Annotated in this window: 15 protein-coding genes; 10 read left to right on the forward strand and 5 right to left on the reverse strand. The window is 41.8% G+C overall.

Going from position 1 to position 16757, the window contains the following annotated elements:
• Window positions 1-23: 23 nt before the first annotated feature.
• Both RMY27_RS26710 and RMY27_RS26715 read right to left on the reverse strand, forming a co-directional pair.
• On the reverse strand, window positions 24-1628 hold the full coding sequence (locus tag RMY27_RS26710; RefSeq protein ID WP_322667887.1) for an iron ABC transporter permease: 1605 nt from the start codon (window positions 1626-1628) through the stop codon (window positions 24-26).
• Window positions 1629-1852: 224 nt separating this feature from the next.
• The gene (locus RMY27_RS26715) at window positions 1853-2929 is read right to left on the reverse strand and encodes an iron ABC transporter substrate-binding protein (protein WP_322667888.1); all 1077 of its coding nucleotides are present in this window, start codon (window positions 2927-2929) and stop codon (window positions 1853-1855) included.
• 420 nt (window positions 2930-3349) lie between these two features.
• On the opposite strand from RMY27_RS26715, the gene RMY27_RS26720 reads away from it, so the two are divergent.
• The 6 genes from RMY27_RS26720 to RMY27_RS26745 all read left to right on the forward strand — a co-directional run bounded on the left by RMY27_RS26720 (window position 3350) and on the right by RMY27_RS26745 (window position 8143).
• Complete coding sequence (locus tag RMY27_RS26720) at window positions 3350-3955, forward strand: alpha/beta hydrolase (RefSeq protein ID WP_416212368.1); 606 nt, start codon at window positions 3350-3352, stop codon at window positions 3953-3955.
• Between the two features lie 154 nt (window positions 3956-4109).
• Window positions 4110-4322, forward strand: coding sequence for a DUF2555 domain-containing protein (locus RMY27_RS26725; RefSeq protein WP_094351471.1), 213 nt, complete (start codon window positions 4110-4112; stop codon window positions 4320-4322).
• Window positions 4323-4408: 86 nt separating this feature from the next.
• Entirely contained in the window at window positions 4409-5617 is a 1209-nt protein-coding gene (gene coaBC, locus RMY27_RS26730; RefSeq protein ID WP_322667889.1) for a bifunctional phosphopantothenoylcysteine decarboxylase/phosphopantothenate--cysteine ligase CoaBC, read from the forward strand.
• Window positions 5618-5622: 5 nt separating this feature from the next.
• Complete coding sequence (locus RMY27_RS26735; protein WP_322667890.1) at window positions 5623-6393, forward strand: biotin/lipoate A/B protein ligase family protein; 771 nt, start codon at window positions 5623-5625, stop codon at window positions 6391-6393.
• Window positions 6394-6660: 267 nt separating this feature from the next.
• Window positions 6661-7017 (forward strand): hypothetical protein, encoded by a 357-nt coding sequence (locus tag RMY27_RS26740; RefSeq protein ID WP_322667891.1) that lies wholly within the window; start codon window positions 6661-6663, stop codon window positions 7015-7017.
• A gap of 103 nt (window positions 7018-7120) precedes the next feature.
• Window positions 7121-8143: a spore photoproduct lyase family protein gene (locus RMY27_RS26745; RefSeq protein ID WP_322667900.1), complete on the forward strand. Its 1023-nt coding sequence runs from the start codon at window positions 7121-7123 to the stop codon at window positions 8141-8143.
• A 543-nt stretch (window positions 8144-8686) separates the two neighbouring features.
• Here RMY27_RS26745 and RMY27_RS26750 read toward each other — a convergent pair.
• Both RMY27_RS26750 and RMY27_RS35620 read right to left on the reverse strand, forming a co-directional pair.
• Entirely contained in the window at window positions 8687-11350 is a 2664-nt protein-coding gene (locus RMY27_RS26750; protein WP_322667892.1) for a PAS domain S-box protein, read from the reverse strand.
• Window positions 11351-11612: 262 nt separating this feature from the next.
• A complete protein-coding gene (locus RMY27_RS35620) occupies window positions 11613-11750 on the reverse strand; it encodes an adenylate/guanylate cyclase domain-containing protein (RefSeq protein WP_416212369.1) in 138 nt (45 codons plus the stop codon).
• 439 nt (window positions 11751-12189) lie between these two features.
• Here RMY27_RS35620 and RMY27_RS26760 point away from each other — a divergent pair, with 439 nt between their 5' ends.
• The 4 genes from RMY27_RS26760 to RMY27_RS26775 are packed head-to-tail and all read left to right on the forward strand — an operon-like array spanning window position 12190 to window position 15683.
• Entirely contained in the window at window positions 12190-13851 is a 1662-nt protein-coding gene (locus RMY27_RS26760; RefSeq protein WP_322667902.1) for a DEAD/DEAH box helicase, read from the forward strand.
• Window positions 13781-14995 (forward strand): DUF790 family protein, encoded by a 1215-nt coding sequence (locus RMY27_RS26765; protein ID WP_322667893.1) that lies wholly within the window; start codon window positions 13781-13783, stop codon window positions 14993-14995. Before RMY27_RS26760 ends, RMY27_RS26765 begins: the two co-directional genes overlap by 71 nt.
• A 15-nt stretch (window positions 14996-15010) precedes the next feature.
• Window positions 15011-15247 (forward strand): hypothetical protein, encoded by a 237-nt coding sequence (locus RMY27_RS26770; RefSeq protein WP_322667894.1) that lies wholly within the window; start codon window positions 15011-15013, stop codon window positions 15245-15247.
• A complete protein-coding gene (locus tag RMY27_RS26775; RefSeq protein ID WP_322667895.1) occupies window positions 15234-15683 on the forward strand; it encodes a type II toxin-antitoxin system VapC family toxin in 450 nt (149 codons plus the stop codon). The genes RMY27_RS26770 and RMY27_RS26775 overlap by 14 nt, the downstream gene beginning before the upstream one ends.
• Before the next feature lie 27 nt (window positions 15684-15710).
• Here RMY27_RS26775 and RMY27_RS26780 read toward each other — a convergent pair whose 3' ends face one another.
• On the reverse strand, window positions 15711-16403 hold the full coding sequence (locus RMY27_RS26780; protein ID WP_322667896.1) for a PD-(D/E)XK nuclease family protein: 693 nt from the start codon (window positions 16401-16403) through the stop codon (window positions 15711-15713).
• Window positions 16404-16757 lie beyond the last annotated feature (354 nt).

The raw sequence follows: 16757 nt of genomic DNA on the forward strand, positions 1-16757 counted from the left end.
CAGAGGAGTAGTTAGAACTTTGTTTACACTTGGGCTTTGCTTATTATTTTCTCTTTTTTGACGTTCTCTTGAGATAGCACCAATAAAGTTGAACCCATAGAAACTAGTAGCATAGCTAATGAAACCGCCGCCGCATCGGCAAAATCCACATTTTCTGTAGCTTGCCAAATTTGCATTGCTAAAGTACTAAAGCCAATAGGCGCTAACAGCATTGTGGCAGGTAGTTCTTTAATCGCTGTAAGAAATACCAGCACCGCACCACTCAACACACCCGGTTGTACCAAAGGGAGAGTAACTTCTCTTAAAGTTTGCCAAGCATTCCTACCTAGACTACGGGCTGATTCTTCTAGCTGGGGATTGACTTGCAAAAGCGAACTGCGGACTGTTCCCACTGATTGCGGTAAAAATAAAACTAAATATGCAAATATTAGCATCGGCAGAGTTTGGTACAGTGCTGGCAAATAGTTGGCACCAAAAAATACTAAAGATAAGGCAACAACAATTCCTGGAACTCCAAAACCGATGTAAGAACAACGTTCAATTATGGCGGTGATTTTACTTGGAAATCTGACTGCTAAAATTGCTACTGGCAGAGCAAAGATTGTCGTAGCTAAAGCCGCTAGTCCAGCTGCGCCAATGGAGTTGAGAATGGTGGGGAATAAATTGGGGAAAGTATAGCCACTGTTAAGTCCGCGAATCAGCCAAAATAAGGTGATACCTACTGGTAAAATTACACCAAAGCTAGTAATTAGTAGACAAAAGCCGAAAGCTGGCCATTTCCAAATTCCCAATTTGACAATTTTTGGTGGACGTAGAGAAGCCGAACCACGACTATAATAAGCTGCACGCGATCGCATTCGATATTCTAACCACAAAATCAGCAGCACCAATGTCACCAACATCAAAGATAAAGCTGCGGCGGAATTACGATTAAAACTAGCTTTATATTGCAAAAATATTGCCCGTGTAAAAGCATCAAATCGCATCAGCGATGGTGTACCAAAGTCACGCAAAGCATACAAAGCTACTAATAATCCACCTGCAATTATTGATGGTTTCAACTGTGGTAAAGTTACTTTGAAAAAGGTTTCTCTACTGCCATAACCCAAACTACGAGATGCTTCTTCTAGAGATGAATCAATCCCTTGTAATCCAGAACGCACAGTCAGCAGCATATAGGGATAGGTAAACAGAGTGATTGCCAAAACTGTCCCAGGAAAACCATAAATAGAAGGTAATTCTTCTACTCCTAATGGTTGAAGCAACAACTGCAAAAAACTACCCCGTGGTGCCAAAGTCGCAATCAGTGCAAAACTACCTACATAGCTAGGAACCGCCAATGGTAATGTTGTCGCCACTAACCAAAAACGTCTTCCTGGTAAGTCTGTGCGCACAGTTAAAAATGCTAATGGTACGGCGATTAGGGTAGAAAATAATGTTACCGTTGCCGCCATTGCCGCACTGTTGAAATAAATATTGATATTGCGGGGACGAGAAATCAATTCCCATAACTCTTCCCCGCCAATACCTGCGGTGCGAATGATTAAGTATAGCAATGGCAGAGCGATCGCAACTGCCACTACTATTGCTGCTAATGTGAGAAATAAGGGAGGGCGAACCGCTTTCAACTGTTACAAAACTCCTGCCTGCTGTAGTAAATTCAAAGTTCCTGGTAAATCATTTAAATCTGTCAGGCTAACATTAGGTGGATTGAGCTTACTGATTGGTATTTGTTTTGATGGTGCTGGAATTCCTTTGACTAAAGGATATCCATTCGTTTGTTGAGCAAAGTAATTTTGTGAACTCTGTTTGAGCAGGTAATCAATTAAAGCTTCTACAAGCCTATTGCAAGTTAAATGACTTGTACTTGCTGCATGAGTTTGAGTGTTGCCTCTAAATCGCTAAGATTACTCAAGTCGATTTTTTGAGCTTGTTTTTTAATTTCTTGGAGAGATTTAAGTTTACCTTTGGGCGCAACAGCCGAAGTTAGAGGATACTCATAGGTTTGATTAGCAAAGTAGTTTTGGGCATTTTCATTCAGCATGAATTCGACAAACTTTTGAGCAATATTGGGATGTTTGGCGCTGTTAAGAATTGCTACGCCTGCAACATTTACCAAGGAACCCACATCATCGGTAAAATGATGCTCCACAGGAACTTGAGGATTACCTTGCTTAACTCGTTCTAGATAATAATGATTGACAAATCCCACAGCAATTTCGCCGCGAGATAAGGCTTCCACGATCGCAGCATTATTAGGATAAACTTTAGGATTGTTAGCTTTAATACCTTCTAACCATTGCCTTGCTTTGTCTTCTCCTTCTGCAACTCGTAAGGCGGTGACAAAAGATTGAAAGGAACCATTTGTAGGTGCCCAGCCAATTTTACCTTTCCACTTCGGTTCAGTAAAGCCAAAAATTGACGATGGTAATTCCCCTGGTTTTACTAATTTAGAGTTGTAATCTACTGTACGAACTCTCCCAGAAACACCTAGCCATTTCCCCTCTGGTGAACGGTAGGTACTATCTACCTGATTGAGAAGAGATGTTGGTAACTGTACTGCTCGATTTGCTTTTTGCATAGCTCCGAGGGCGCTAGCATCTTGGGCAAAGAAGACATCTGCGCGACTGTTTGCCCCTTCTTCCAAAATTGCTGATGCTAACTCAGCAGTATCGCCGTAGCGAACTTGTACTTTACTATTAGTTTGTTGCTCAAATTGTTTGATCAGCTCACCAATGAGTTTTTCGTTGCGTCCTGAGTAGACTACTAGCTCTTTTTCTAATGTACCGCTAGCAGCCGTAGTCGGTGTAGCTTGCCCTGATGGCGATTGGGCAGTATCGGTGGGAGTTTGATTAGAATTACAAGCGATCGCTAATCCACCACTAGCAGTTGCTAGTCCTACTATATAGACAAATTTGCGGCGCTTCATAAGCTTTCTCCAATAAAACACACACTATTAATAAGTTTATTGAAATATATTACTATTAATTTAGGCAGTTTGCCTAATGACATTTTAATGTATACTCAGACTAATATCTTGCTAACTCAATAGAGAGAAGCAATTCATTTCTTAGTTGAAATAATTATTTATCCATATTATTGTCAATTAATTAGAATAAATTTTTGCAAAAGAATTGATAATTATTTTTATTAAATAAAAAATGCCTAAAAGCAATAACTTCTAGCTGGAAATTATTCTTATAGAAATTGGTGAAAAAATGTTTTCAGACAAAATTACTGTCTGGCTTTTGGTTGCTAGCACCAAAACAAGGTAGGTATTTTTTGGGCAAGCAGATAGGATCTATGAAAAGAGTAGAATTTTAGGAGTAAACCTCTGTCTTTACAAGCCATTACCGTTCCGACAGCAAATTCTCAACCTCCAGCAGGCTTAATTGTCACTTTGCATGGTTGGGGTGCTAATGCTGAGGATGTAGCATCTTTGTTACCATTGCTCAACTTATCCGATTACCAGTTTGTATTGCCCAATGCACCTTATCCTTATCCCTATTCCCCTATAGGGAGGGCATGGTATGACCTGCGGGTGGAAAATATGTATCAAGGGTTGGCAGAAAGTCGGCAACTGCTAACAGATTTCTTGGAATCTTTAGAAAGTACCACTGGCATACCTTTGTCACGTACCATTTTGAGTGGATTTTCTCAAGGCGGAGCAATGACTTTAGATGTCGGTTCAAAATTACCCTTAGCAGGTTTAGTTGTCATGAGCGGGTATTTACATCCCGACGCGCTAACGGCAGCTAAAAGTGGGATTCCGCCGACTTTAATCACTCACGGTAGATATGATGAAGTTGTGCCCCTGAAAGCTGCTTTGAAGGCACGAGAAACTCTAAAGTCTCTAGGAGTGGCAGTAGAATACCACGAATTTGATATGGGGCATGAAATAGATCCAAAAACGTTAGAAGTGCTACGAAATTTCGTTGTAAATACAATTGCTTAGTCAGGATTACGAATTTTTTATAAATTCTGGTACAAATTCTGACAATTTTCACGAACTTAATGACTTCTAATGAGTAATATATATTGGGTGGCTGCGTTCAGCGCAACTTAACCCATGCTGAAGGCGAGTGCTGCATACGGGAGGGGCAAGTATTATGACAACTCTAAGCATTTCCCAAAAAGAAATTGCTGCCATGAGTGCAGTAGAAGTAGAAGAACTAGCTACACGTCTGGAACTGGATAATTATAGTAATGCTTTTGAGGGTTTAAACGATTGGCATCTATTGCGAGCGATCGCATTTCAGCGTCCAGAGTTAGTTGAACCCTATATCTACCTCTTAGACTTGGAACCCTACGATGAAGCTTAGTTGAGAGTTAGGAGTTAGGAGTTAAGAATTAGAATTTATAACTATTTAGTACTAATTTTTGAACGACTCACTCCTAACTTTTTACCATGACTAATCCAAAATTGAACAGGGTTCTCATTGGTGTAGGTGGCGGTATCGCCGCCTACAAAATCTGTGAATTGGTTTCGACGCTGTTTAAAACTGGGGTGGAAGTCCGAGTTATCCTTACCCGTTCGGCGCAAAAATTTATCACGCCTCTGACTTTATCAACCCTATCTCGTCATCCCGCCTACACAGATGATGATTTCTGGCAACCAACTCACTCTCGTCCGTTGCATATTGAGTTGGGTGAATGGGCAGATATTATGGTAATTGCCCCTTTGACAGCTAATACATTAGCAAAGTTAGCCTACGGGATGGCAGATAATTTACTCACAAATACTGTGCTGGCTTCTACTTGTCCCGTGCTGTTAGCACCCGCAATGAATACTGATATGTGGGAACAGCAAGCGGTGCAACGGAATTGGCAACAGTTATTGATAGATAGCCGATATCATGGGATGAATACAGCATCAGGATTATTAGCGTGCGATCGCATCGGTGCTGGTAGATTAGCAGAACCTCCAGAAATATTCGCTCACATCCAATCGTTGTTACACACTCAAGGCAAACGAGATTTAGTAGGTAAACGAGTCTTAGTTAGTGCTGGGGGAACGCGAGAGTTTTTCGATCCAGTGAGGTTTATTGGTAATCCTTCCACAGGTAAAATGGGATTAGCTTTAGCGCAAGCCGCATTTCATCGAGGGGCAAATGTCACTCTGGTACATGGCCCAGCTAATTGGGATGTACCACTGGGAGTACAAGCGATTCCTGTTGTTAGCGCAGACGAAATGCAGCACGTCATGGTGGAATCTTTACCCAGCGCTGATATCATTGTCATGTCAGCAGCCGTGGCCGATGTGAAGCCACGAGATTATAGTACAGAGAAATTGCCCAAGCGATCGCTCCCCCAAGCTTTACCTCTGGAACCAGTACCGGATATAGTTGCCCAGTTAGCACAACACAAACAGCCGCATCAAAAATTAATTGGTTTTGCTGCACAAACTGGGGATATTGTCAAACCTGCATTAGAGAAATTACAGAATAAAAAACTCGATGTCATTGTTGCCAATCCCATCGATCAACCTGATAGTGGTTTTGGTAGCGATAATAATCAAGCAATATTTTTAGATAGTCAAGGAAATCAGGTAGAAATTGCACCTTGTTCTAAATTAGAAATGGCGCATCAATTATTTGATTTTCTTTCTATAGTCTGAAACCTATGAGACAACTAGCAACCGAATCACCATCCACCTGGCGTTTCATCCCAATGCTTCAGACATCAGGGGGAGTGCAAATGGCGATCGATGCTTGGTTGTTCAACCAATGTGAAAAGGGACAGCACCCGCCTACCCTGCGTTTTTATACCTGGTATCCTTATGCTCTTTCCTTGGGACATCTGCAAAAACAATGGCCTGCCGAGTGGCATAATCTGATTTACCAAGGACAGCCACTCAATCTAGTTCGTCGGCCAACGGGAGGTAGAGCTGTTCTCCACCAAGGAGACTTAAGCTACGCCCTGATTACCTCAGCTAGTAATGGAAAAAGCTGGGGTACTTATGAAAAAATCTGTAACTTTTTGATCCAAGGCTGGCAAACCTTGAATATTGAGTTAAATTATGGTTCTGCTGGACGAGGTTACATTCACAATCCCAGTTGCTTCAACACAGCAACAGCAGCTGACTTAGTTACTACCGATGGAAGTAAATTTATTGGTAGTGCCCAACGCAAGGGAAGAAATACCATTCTTCAACACGGCTCAATGATTTTGTCTACAGACAAAGGTTTATTTCAGGAAATCTTTGAACAATCGGCTCCGTGGAATACCTCACTTTGCAATACACAGAAAGAGGATGACTGGATTGCAAAGATTGTGGATACACTGACAGAGACAGCCAAACAGTACTTTGGTATAGAACTAGTTACCCAACCATTCACCGATCTCGAATGGCAAGATATTCTCAAATTGCGATCGCTTTATGAAGTGCGTTAGCGTAGCTTACCGTAGGTATCGCCTATTCCAAAATTTGAGGCTATGTAAGAAATACGTAGGAAAATAAAGTTTGCTGTAAATAAAGTCACTAGATTGAGAAGACTAATTTAAGTCATCATACTTTTGAGAGCGATCGCAGATGAGGACATTAAATTGGGAAAGGAAACTACTACCTTGAATTGGGTATAACCCGTATGCTCTATGGCTTTAAGTCACTTTTCTAGATTTTACAATATAAGTAAGACATAAAAATAACGCTTCAATTATATGAAAATACTCTCATCAGAGCTAGTCCATTTGGGATTTGGCAAATATGTGCGTTCTGATCAAGTGACAGCAGTTATACCAATAGAAGAGGAGCGAGGCCCAGGCCGACGAACCTTTGTTCACATTCAAGGGCAAAACGATCCAATTATCGCCTCTCGCGCTGAAGATACCATCATACGTGATTTGGTACAGGAACCACGCGAAGTTACTCAAGCCCGTCAGCAACAGGAAATTCTTCAAGATTTATTGGTTAATTTAGCTAATGTTAATTCCACTGTGCGCCGAATTAACCGTGATGAAGGCAGTTTGGATCTCGATTTGTTAGAACGACGAATTAAGCAAGTCCTGGAAAATTAATTGCAGAAGTCAGCAAACTAAATAACGGAGAAAGATATTGCTGAATACCATTACAGACCAAGTTTCAGTATCAGATACACAAACAAGATCGCCAAGGTTGTGGATACCTGAACGGGTACTGTTTACACCTGCTGCCTTAGATGAGGATTGGGGGCAGCAGATTCTTAAACGTGTGCAGTCACTCAACTTACCAATAGAAGAACTATCACAAAACCGCCTGAAGGGACTGCGCGGTGAATCTGAGCGGGATACTTACAACATCGCCAAGCGTACCTTAGCTGTGGTTACTGCACCACCCAGTTCTTTTAAACTGAGTCCGATTCCACCTTCTGCGGATTGGCAGTTTCACCTTGCCGAAGGTTGTCCGGCTCACTGTCAATACTGCTACCTAGCGGGTAGCTTGTCGGGACCACCTGTCATTCGGGCTTTTGCCAACTTACCGCAGATATTAGAGAACTTAGCTAACTACGAGCAACAGGGGAAAACCACAAGTTTTGAAGTTAGCTGTTACACAGACCCATTGGGTATCGAGCATTTAACTGGAAGTCTTGCTGAATGTATCCGTTACTTTGGCACTCGTCCCAATGCACATCTACGTTGGGTGTCGAAGTTTGATGCTGTGGATGGATTACTCGACTTACCACATAATGGGAATACTCGCTGTCGGATGAGCGTTAATGCTGCACCGATTTCTGGTAAGTTTGAAGGTGGCACGGCATCCGTAGCATCCAGACTGAATGCGTTGCGACGGTTGGCGTTATCACAAGAGCGTGGCGGTGGCGGTTATCCAGTAGGCTTGGTGATCGCGCCAATTATGCCGATAGATGATTGGCAAATGCACTATAGTCGTTTATTTGACCAGATAAACGAGGCACTGGATTTTGACTGTAACCTTACCTTTGAGTTAATCTCGCATCGGTTCACACCAGGGTCAAAAGAAGTGTTACAAACTTGGTATCCGCAATCAAAATTAGAGATGGATGAGGCAAAACGCAGTGTCAAGCGTAATAAGTTTGGCGGGACGAAGTACGTTTATGAGAAAGACACAATGAAGGCGTTACGTAGCTTTTTTGAGAGTGAGATTAGTAAACGCTTTCCAAATGCTGAAATTCTTTATTGGACTTAATAGATCGCTTCACTCAAATATAGTTTGAGCAAATTAATTATTGGGTGAGAGAGTGTACAGTAGACCTCTTGCAAAAATATATTTTTGCACTCTTAGGGAAAAGGGACTCATGTTAAAGGGAAAGGATTTTGAGTTTTTTTACCCTTATCCCCAGAGGGGGCCCCACCTTCCCCTTTACCCCGACAAATGCCAAGAAGTCTAGTGATATCATGTCCGCCTAATTAGTTATGATTTCCACAGTCATTGCACCCCACACGCCAGATGCTCCACTTGGGGAGACCCCAAGACCGCACTGGCTCCCCTTAATCCCCTCCCCGCTCTTCGGGAGGGGAGACGAAGCGTAGCTTTGGCGGGGTGGGGTTCTTCGGGTTTAGTAAGTAATCAAGCGAACATGATATGACTTTTGATTTGTCGTAGTCCCAAATTTAATGTCATCGAGGATGTGAAGGCTGAACTCTCTAGCGTTCAGCTTAGAAGCAGGACAGAGAACTTATATCATGTCCGGTTGCAGTAAGTTTTTCCCCTCTGCCCCCTGCCTCTATCCTAAATAGCTTTCATTGGCAGACTGACAACGAATGTCGCTCCCTGTCCAATTCCTGGACTTTCGGCCGAGACTGTGCCACCGTGTAGTTCTACCAAGTGACGAACGATCGCTAACCCTAATCCTAATCCGCCATGCGATCGCGTGCTGGAACTGTCAGCTTGACGAAAGCGTTCAAATACATGGGGTAGGAATTCGGGAGCAATTCCCACTCCCGTATCACTCACCCGAATTTGCACGTAAGATGCAATGCGCTCCAATTGCACATCAACTCCACCGCCCTTGGGTGTAAACTTGACGGCGTTGGAGAGCAAATTCCACACAACCTGTTGCAAACGGTTGGCATCGCCCACAACTACCTCTACTTTTGGGTCGAATCTACACTTAATATTAATCTCTTTAGCCTGGGCTGCTGGGTACACAGTATCGATTGCCGCTTCTACAAGTGGTACAAGTTCTACCCGATCCATATTTAAATGAAGTGTGCCTCTAATAACTCGTGACACATCGAGAACATCTTCAATCAGTTGCGTCAGGGATCTAGTATTACGTTCAATTGTCTCTAGTGCCCGAACAGTAGTAGCCTGATCAAATTTGCGAGTTCTAAGTAGCTGCGTCCAGCCTAGTATAGCGTTGAGAGGTGTACGGAGTTCGTGGGAAAGTGTGGCGAGAAACTCATCCTTCATGCGGTTGGCAGTTTCGGCATCGGCGCGTGCTGCTTGTTCGCGTTTAAGCAGTTGTTCGCGTTCTTGCTCTGCTTGCTTGCGATCGCTAATATCAATCATGAATCCATGTAGTAGCTGCGGGCCATTTTCATCCCGCACCACATTCACAATGTCATATAGCCAGACAACTCTGCCATCAGCAGCCAACATTCTATATTCAAATTCATAATTATTCAGTGATAGAGAAGATTCTTGGCAATACTGGATAGCCCACTCCCGATCTTCTGGATGCATGTGTTTTGCCCAGAAATCATCGGTGTACCAGTCTGACAATGGATAGCCAATAATCTCAACGGTTTGCGGTCCTACATAAGTAAAATTTCCGGTAATGGCATTTACCTCCCAAGGAATTATGCGAACTTTTTCGGTGAGTGTCTTTAACCGTTTCTCGCTTTGTTTGAGAGCTGCTTCTGCTAACTTGTGAAGTGTAATATCTGTGATTAGAGCAACAAATCCTGCAACTTTTTCCTGCTGACTGAATTGAGGAACGTAAGTGACATTCACATAATGGTTTGTGCCATCTTTATTAGGTAATTGGGTTTCGTAAGTTACTTGTTCTCCTGAAAGTACCGTTTCTATATAAGGAAGAATTGACTGATAAACTGATTCTCCTAAAACTTCTTTAATGTGTTTACCATAAATTTCGGAAGTAGGAATTCCAAACCAGTCTTCATATCCTTTGTTATTAAAGCGATAACGCTGCTCACCATCAACATAGGAAATCTGGACGGGCACAGCGTTTGTAATTAGGCGGAGTTGATCTTCTCGTTGACGGAGTGCTACTTCTGCTCTTTTGTATTCTGTGATGTCGCGTTGAGTTCCCCACGCTCTGACTAAAAGCCCATTTTCGACAATTCCCACCAGATTATTCAAAAAATATTTGGAATTACTTTGCTTATCTATTTCATGGGACTCAGCATCGATTAGTCGGTAGTTAAAACGTATAAAGTTACGCAGATATTCAATATTATGTGGATCGGAGGCAACAACAAAGTCTCCTAGTCTGGCGCCGATAATTTCTTCGGCATGAGAACAGCCATACATCTGCGCCATAACATTGTTGCATTCTGCTAAGTAACCATATTGATAAAAATGTTGAATTTGCTCCTCTTCTGAACAATCTGGTGAAATTGGTATTTCCAATTCCATACACCAGATACCTTCTGAACTCTGCTCTAAAAAAGTGCGGTAGCGTTCTTCGCTTTTGGAAAGGGCAAGTTCTGCTTGTTTGCGTTTGCTTAAATCAATCACAAAAGAAATAATATCATTTTGGTTATTTTCTAACAAAGCAGAACCTAACAGAATAGGAACACGGCTACGATCTTTGCCGATGTATTCGTTCTCAAAGGGCTGACACACGCCTTTCGTTGCGAGTTCTGCGATCGCACTATTATTAATTTCAATATATTCTGGTGGTATCATGTCGCGCCATCGAAGCCCTGCTAGCAAATCCTCCTGCGAATAACCTACCATTCGTAAAAAAGCATCATTAGCCTCTGCGATCGCCCCGTCCATATTGGCTACAATTACCCCAATAATGTTGGACTCTACCAATCTTTTAAATCTTCCTTCGCTCGCCTCTAGCTTCTGCAAACTCGTTTGCAGATGTTGTTTCACAGTGCCTAACTCTGAGTTGAGCAAGCTAATAAGTATTGTTACAAAAACAGACAAGCCTAACCACGCTATGCTCTCTACATTCGTAACAAGGAGCGAAAACACAGGCTCTAAAAAAAAGTAGCTAACGGCTAAAGTAGACAAAGCAGTAGCCAGTAACCCTGCTTTCATGCCGCCATACCAGGTACTAAGCGCCACGGCAGCAAAAAACAGTAGGAAAATAGTTGGTTTCAGTAGTGGCTGTAGCAATAGTGTTAGTAGCAGTGCGCTACCAACAGCCAATAAGGTTACAGCATAGGGCGCTAGAAGGAAACGTATTCCTTTCAATGTGGCTTCTCCTTTTATGCAGCTAGCTAAAAGATTATTCCCAAAATCAGCTAGACAATGCGTTGGCGTAGCCCGTCGTAGACATCGCTCAACATTTATTATGCATCCGAAAAATATCTATCTAAGCAGTTAATTGCGGTTAATCTATCTAAAGTAGTAAAACTCAATTTTAACAAAGGTTAAATAACTTGATAAGCCTCGCTCTAATTATATACGTTTTATTTTTTAATCTCTGTCCAATAGGAGAAAACTCTTAAATTTTTTAATTAATTTTATTTAGTATACAAGTCATCATTTGTCTTTTCCCTTTAACCTGAATTGAACCTCGTTTTTCCAATAAATATTTATTCTTTAAAAGCTGATAAATTGTTTCACAAACCTGAATACTACCTAATATTATATTTAATCACTCGACTAATTTTGCAGGAAATAAGTAAGTATGTGCTAAAAAACACAACTAAATTAAGAAGGGTAAAGGTTAAGGGTAAAAGGGAAAAACCTTTACCCTTTAACCTTTTCCCTTTACCCATACAAAACTTTGTATAGTTCGGTTTAATTGTGCCAAGCTACTGATACGAGTTGAAAGCTCTGTAAAACCGACAATATGGTAAAGGTTTTTATTGGTTTGCCAATCAGACATTTCATGACTAATAAGCGTATCTAGTTGGATTTTGTTGGAGTTACTTGGATGAATCATGCACTTTTTGCGTTATTAGTAATCAATAGACTAGGGAATGGGGCATAGCGCATGGGGCATGGCGAATGGAAAAATTACCAATGCCAAATGCCCAATGCCCAATGCCCAATCCCCCATGCCCAATCCCCAATGCCCAATACTCATGGCTCGTACCCCCACACTAAATTTTGATCGTGGCACATTAATTTTGCATCCACCACCACGTGGGAAAGGTTGGATGGACTACGCTACATGGGATGATAGAGTTGAAAAATTCCGCATTCCCGCAATTAGATACCGATCGCTAGTGGAAGCACTACAAGCGGAAGATGTGAATTTTATCGATGAGGCCAAGCAATTTTATCCCGTAGATTTGGTTCCCACTCTGGAAATGGAACCCTATCCCCACCAAACTGAGGCGCTAGCCGCTTGGAAACTGGCGGGTAGACAAGGGGTGGTTGTGCTTCCTACAGCGGCAGGTAAGACTTATTTGGCGCAAATGGCAATGCAATCAACGCCGCGCACAACGCTAATTGTGGTGCCAACTTTGGATTTAATGCATCAGTGGTATGCACACCTAGTAGCGGCTTTCCCTGATGCTGAGGTGGGATTGCTGGGTGGTGGTTCGCGGGATAGAACAGCTATCCTAGTTGCAACTTATGATAGTGCAGCAATTCACGCTGAGACGTTGGGAAATCAATATGCGTTAATTGTTTTTGATGAATGTCATCATTTACCGACAGATTTTAATCGAGTGATTGCTGAATATGCGATCGCACCTTATCGTCTTGGACTCTCAGCGACACCAGAACGTACCGATGGTAAACACGCTGAGTTAAATATCCTCATTGGTCAAGAAGTATATCGCAAACGCGCCGAGGATTTGGCGGGGAAGGCGTTAGCAGAACATGAAATTGTCCAAATTAAAGTAAAGTTATCGCAACTTGAGCGAGAAAGATACAATCAACTAATTCAAACTCGCAATGACTTTTTAAAGCAATCAAAGATTTCTTTGGGAAGCCTTCAGGGTTGGCAAATGTTTGTGCAAATGAGTGCGCGATCGCAATCTGGACGTAGAGCGATGTTAGCGCATCGAGAAGCGAAAGATATCGCTTTAGGTACTGATGGGAAGTTGCGAATTTTGATTGATTTATTGGCAGAACATTATCCGGCAAGAATTTTGATTTTTACTGCTGATAATGCGACGGTTTATCGCATTTCTCAAGAGTTATTAATTCCGGCAATTACTCATCAAACTCCTGTAAAGGAACGCCATGAGATATTAACAAAGTTTCGGGAGGGTAAATATAATACTTTGGTTGCTTCTCATGTGTTGAATGAAGGGGTTGATGTGCCGGCGGCAACTGTTGCAATTATTTTATCGGGAACTGGTTCGGCTAGGGAGTATACTCAGCGATTGGGTAGGGTTTTACGGAAGGGGAATATTGAGAATAAACAGGCGATTTTGTATGAGGTGGTAGCGGAGGATACGAGTGAGGAGGGGACTTCAGCTAGGCGAAGAGGGGAAAAAAGAGCAGGGGGAGAACAAGGGAGGAAAGGGAAGTTACAGGTTGTGTATGGGAGTGGGAAGGAACGGAGTTTGAAGGCTGCGGAACAGTTAGAAATTAATTATTCAGTCCAAAATCCAAAACTTGTACTGAGCGAACTTGTACTGAGCGAACTTGTACTGAGCGAAGTCGAAGTAGTCGAAGTAGTCGAAGTAGTCGAAGTATCTAAAATCCAGAATTCAGCAGATGTTACCGACAGATTTACTGATGCATCGCCAAAACGGAGAGGAGATCATTCCGAAGAGACTGAAGATTGATCAAAAAACTTCGGAGTTGGCGATTGAGTTAATTAATTATTTTCAATCAGCAGTGGGGAAGACTCAAGGTGTACTTGAGCGACAACTGACTGATTTTGAAGGAGATTCTACAGATTATCGGGTGAAGCGGGGATTAGCTTATATTCTTAAAAGCAGTTTTTGCACTTTTGAGGTAGTTAGTCCTTTAGAACCACAGATGTTAAGAGAACGGGTGTTTTCATTAGCTGCAAAATCAGTTTCTAGTCGAGAATCTACACAAGTAACTCTGAGTAAAATTGCTGATGAATTAACTCAAGAACTTGAACGGGAAGTTTTATTAGAACAGGTTCGTAATGGACTCTATGCTGATTTATCTGAAAATAAGATTTTGACTGTTTTTGATGCACCAACAGCACCAGATTTGTTAAATCGATATAATTTATCTCAGGTGCAGGGTGTATTTTATAAGGCCAGTCAACTGGTGTTAAATGCTCACCGAAATGTTCCGGGCGAATATAAGCTATTATTTCGCTATTTAAAGTTGTTTCAATTGATGGCTTATATTGAGGGCGATGCTGACCACGGGTTTACAATTACCATTGATGGCCCGACAAGTTTATTTAATCCTAGTACGCGATATGGGTTAGCGATCGCTAAACTTATTCCGGCTTTACTTCACGTTACTAAATGGAGTCTTTCTTCCATTCTCCAAACTCGTGATGCCTATACAAATACTTGGAAAACTGGACGTTTTACTCTCAATTCTGAATGTGGTTTGGTATCCCATTATCCACCAGGAAAGCCCTACGATAGTATGTTAGAAGCATCCTTTGCAGATAAGTGGGATGCGTTGAAAAGTGGTTGGGCGTTAGAGCGAGAAGTTGATTTGATACCGATTCCCGGTAGTGTGATGATTCCCGATTTTCGCTTAGTTCATGCTGATGGACGCACCTTCTTATTAGAAATTGTTGGTTATTGGCGACCAGAATATTTACAAAAGAAGTTTTCTCAAGTGCGACGGGCTGGACGTGATGACTTAATTTTAGCAATTTCCGAGCGACTTAATTTAGAAAAGGCGGGAGTAAAATTAAATGATGTCCCCGCCAGAATTGTTTGGTTTAAAGATAAGTTATTGCCGAAAGCTGTGTTAGCTGTAATGGATTGATTAAGGATAAATGAGATGAAAAGTATAGAAACAATTGCCACAGTTACCAAAGATGGTAAAATTACAGCGCAGTTACCATTGGATATTCCAGAGGGTGAACATCAGGTGGTAATAGTGATTGATGAAAAGCTTTTGACTGAGGAAACGGAGAAGAAAGAAAAGAAAGCGCCTCTCAAATTTTCCGCGTATCCTGTAGGATTAGTCTCGGAAAGTTTAACTTTCCGCAGAGAAGACCTTTATGGAAACGACTAATAACCCTGTATTCATCGATACGAATATTTTAGTTTATGCAAATCTAGCCTTGTCGCCATTTCATGTACAAGCGACAGAACGACTGCAAGCGCTTACAGAACAAGGTATTGATTTATGGATTAGTCGCCAAACTTTGAGAGAGTATTTGGCAGCAATGACAAGACGAGGTGACTTAACTGGGAATATTCCTATTACATCTTTAGTGGCAGATGTACGATATTTTGCTAGTTATTTTCGCTTGATTGAAGATAATTCTCATGTGACGGAAAGGCTACTGACACTCATGGAGGAAATTCCTAGCGGTGGTAAGCAAGTTCATGATGCAAATATTGTCGCCACGATGCTAGTTTATGGCATTCCTCAATTACTCACTCACAACATAGGTGATTTTGTAAGATTTTCTGGGTTAATTACTGTCTTGCCATTACAAGGTTAACGCCCGGTAATTATGTAATCCTACTGATTAACCCCAAATACTTCTGCGTTCCCAAAACTGGGCAACTCTTTTTTCCCACTGCTCCCAGTAATCTTTAATAACTGCTGATTCAAACCAAAATACTTCTGCTGGCATTTCTGGAATTGCTACTACCAAGAGAGCGTGCTTTAGTTGAATGCCATAATCTTGATAATATTCGTTAGCTGCTCCTATGTATGCCGTAAGTTGTAGTGGATGTTCATATAAATGCTCAATTGAACCTTTGGGTTTGTCTGCTGTTTTCCACTCACAAATACAAGGAATACCTTGATAGCTGGCAATACAATCAACTTTGCCAGAATAACCCAAATTATGATGAAAAACAGAGCCTTCTACAAGTCTAACTGTGTCGATTTGTTCTAAAACTGGCTGGATACTCTCCCAATAAGGGCGACTTGCTTCGGGACAAACAGGGTTTTGTCCAAGAAGGTAGCGCTCAATTTGTTTGTGTGTTTGGGTTCCCCGACGGCTAGCAGTTGTAGTAATGCGGGTAGCTTCTTCTGTGCCAACACGCGCTTTCCAGTTTAATAATCTGTCTCTGTCTGCTTGTGATTTGGTGGCATTAAGTATTGTAGTAACACTGGGAAAGCGATTTCCGTTGGCATCTACATAATATTGTTTACCATTTTCTCTTTTGGCTGTGGCATTAATGCGTGGTAGCAGTTGGGTATCAAATTGCATTATTAATTCGTAGTTTGTAATTTGTAATGAAAAAAGTGGCGATTATAAATTGCAGTTAATCTTGCTTGCACACAGGCAAAACCTGCAAAAGCAGGTTTTAATATCAAGTCCGGGTAATTATTTATGATTCCCACTGTCATTGCACCCCACCCCCAACCCCTCCCCGCTCCAGGGCTGTTTCATTCCATAAGGAAAAGAAGTTTGTCAATATCATTAGAGAGAAATCTTTGTGCAATTGTGATGGAATGATAACCATTGCGACGCAGGATGTTGAGTGCGAACCCTCTCAAAATAGAAAGTTTGAGTTGGTTCTCAAATTTCTCCATCCCAATAACCAGTCCTCTTTTGCCAGCA

This window comes from Nostoc sp. DedQUE09, from assembly GCF_034530915.1.
In the GTDB taxonomy this organism is placed as follows: Bacteria; Cyanobacteriota; Cyanobacteriia; order Cyanobacteriales; family Nostocaceae; genus Nostoc.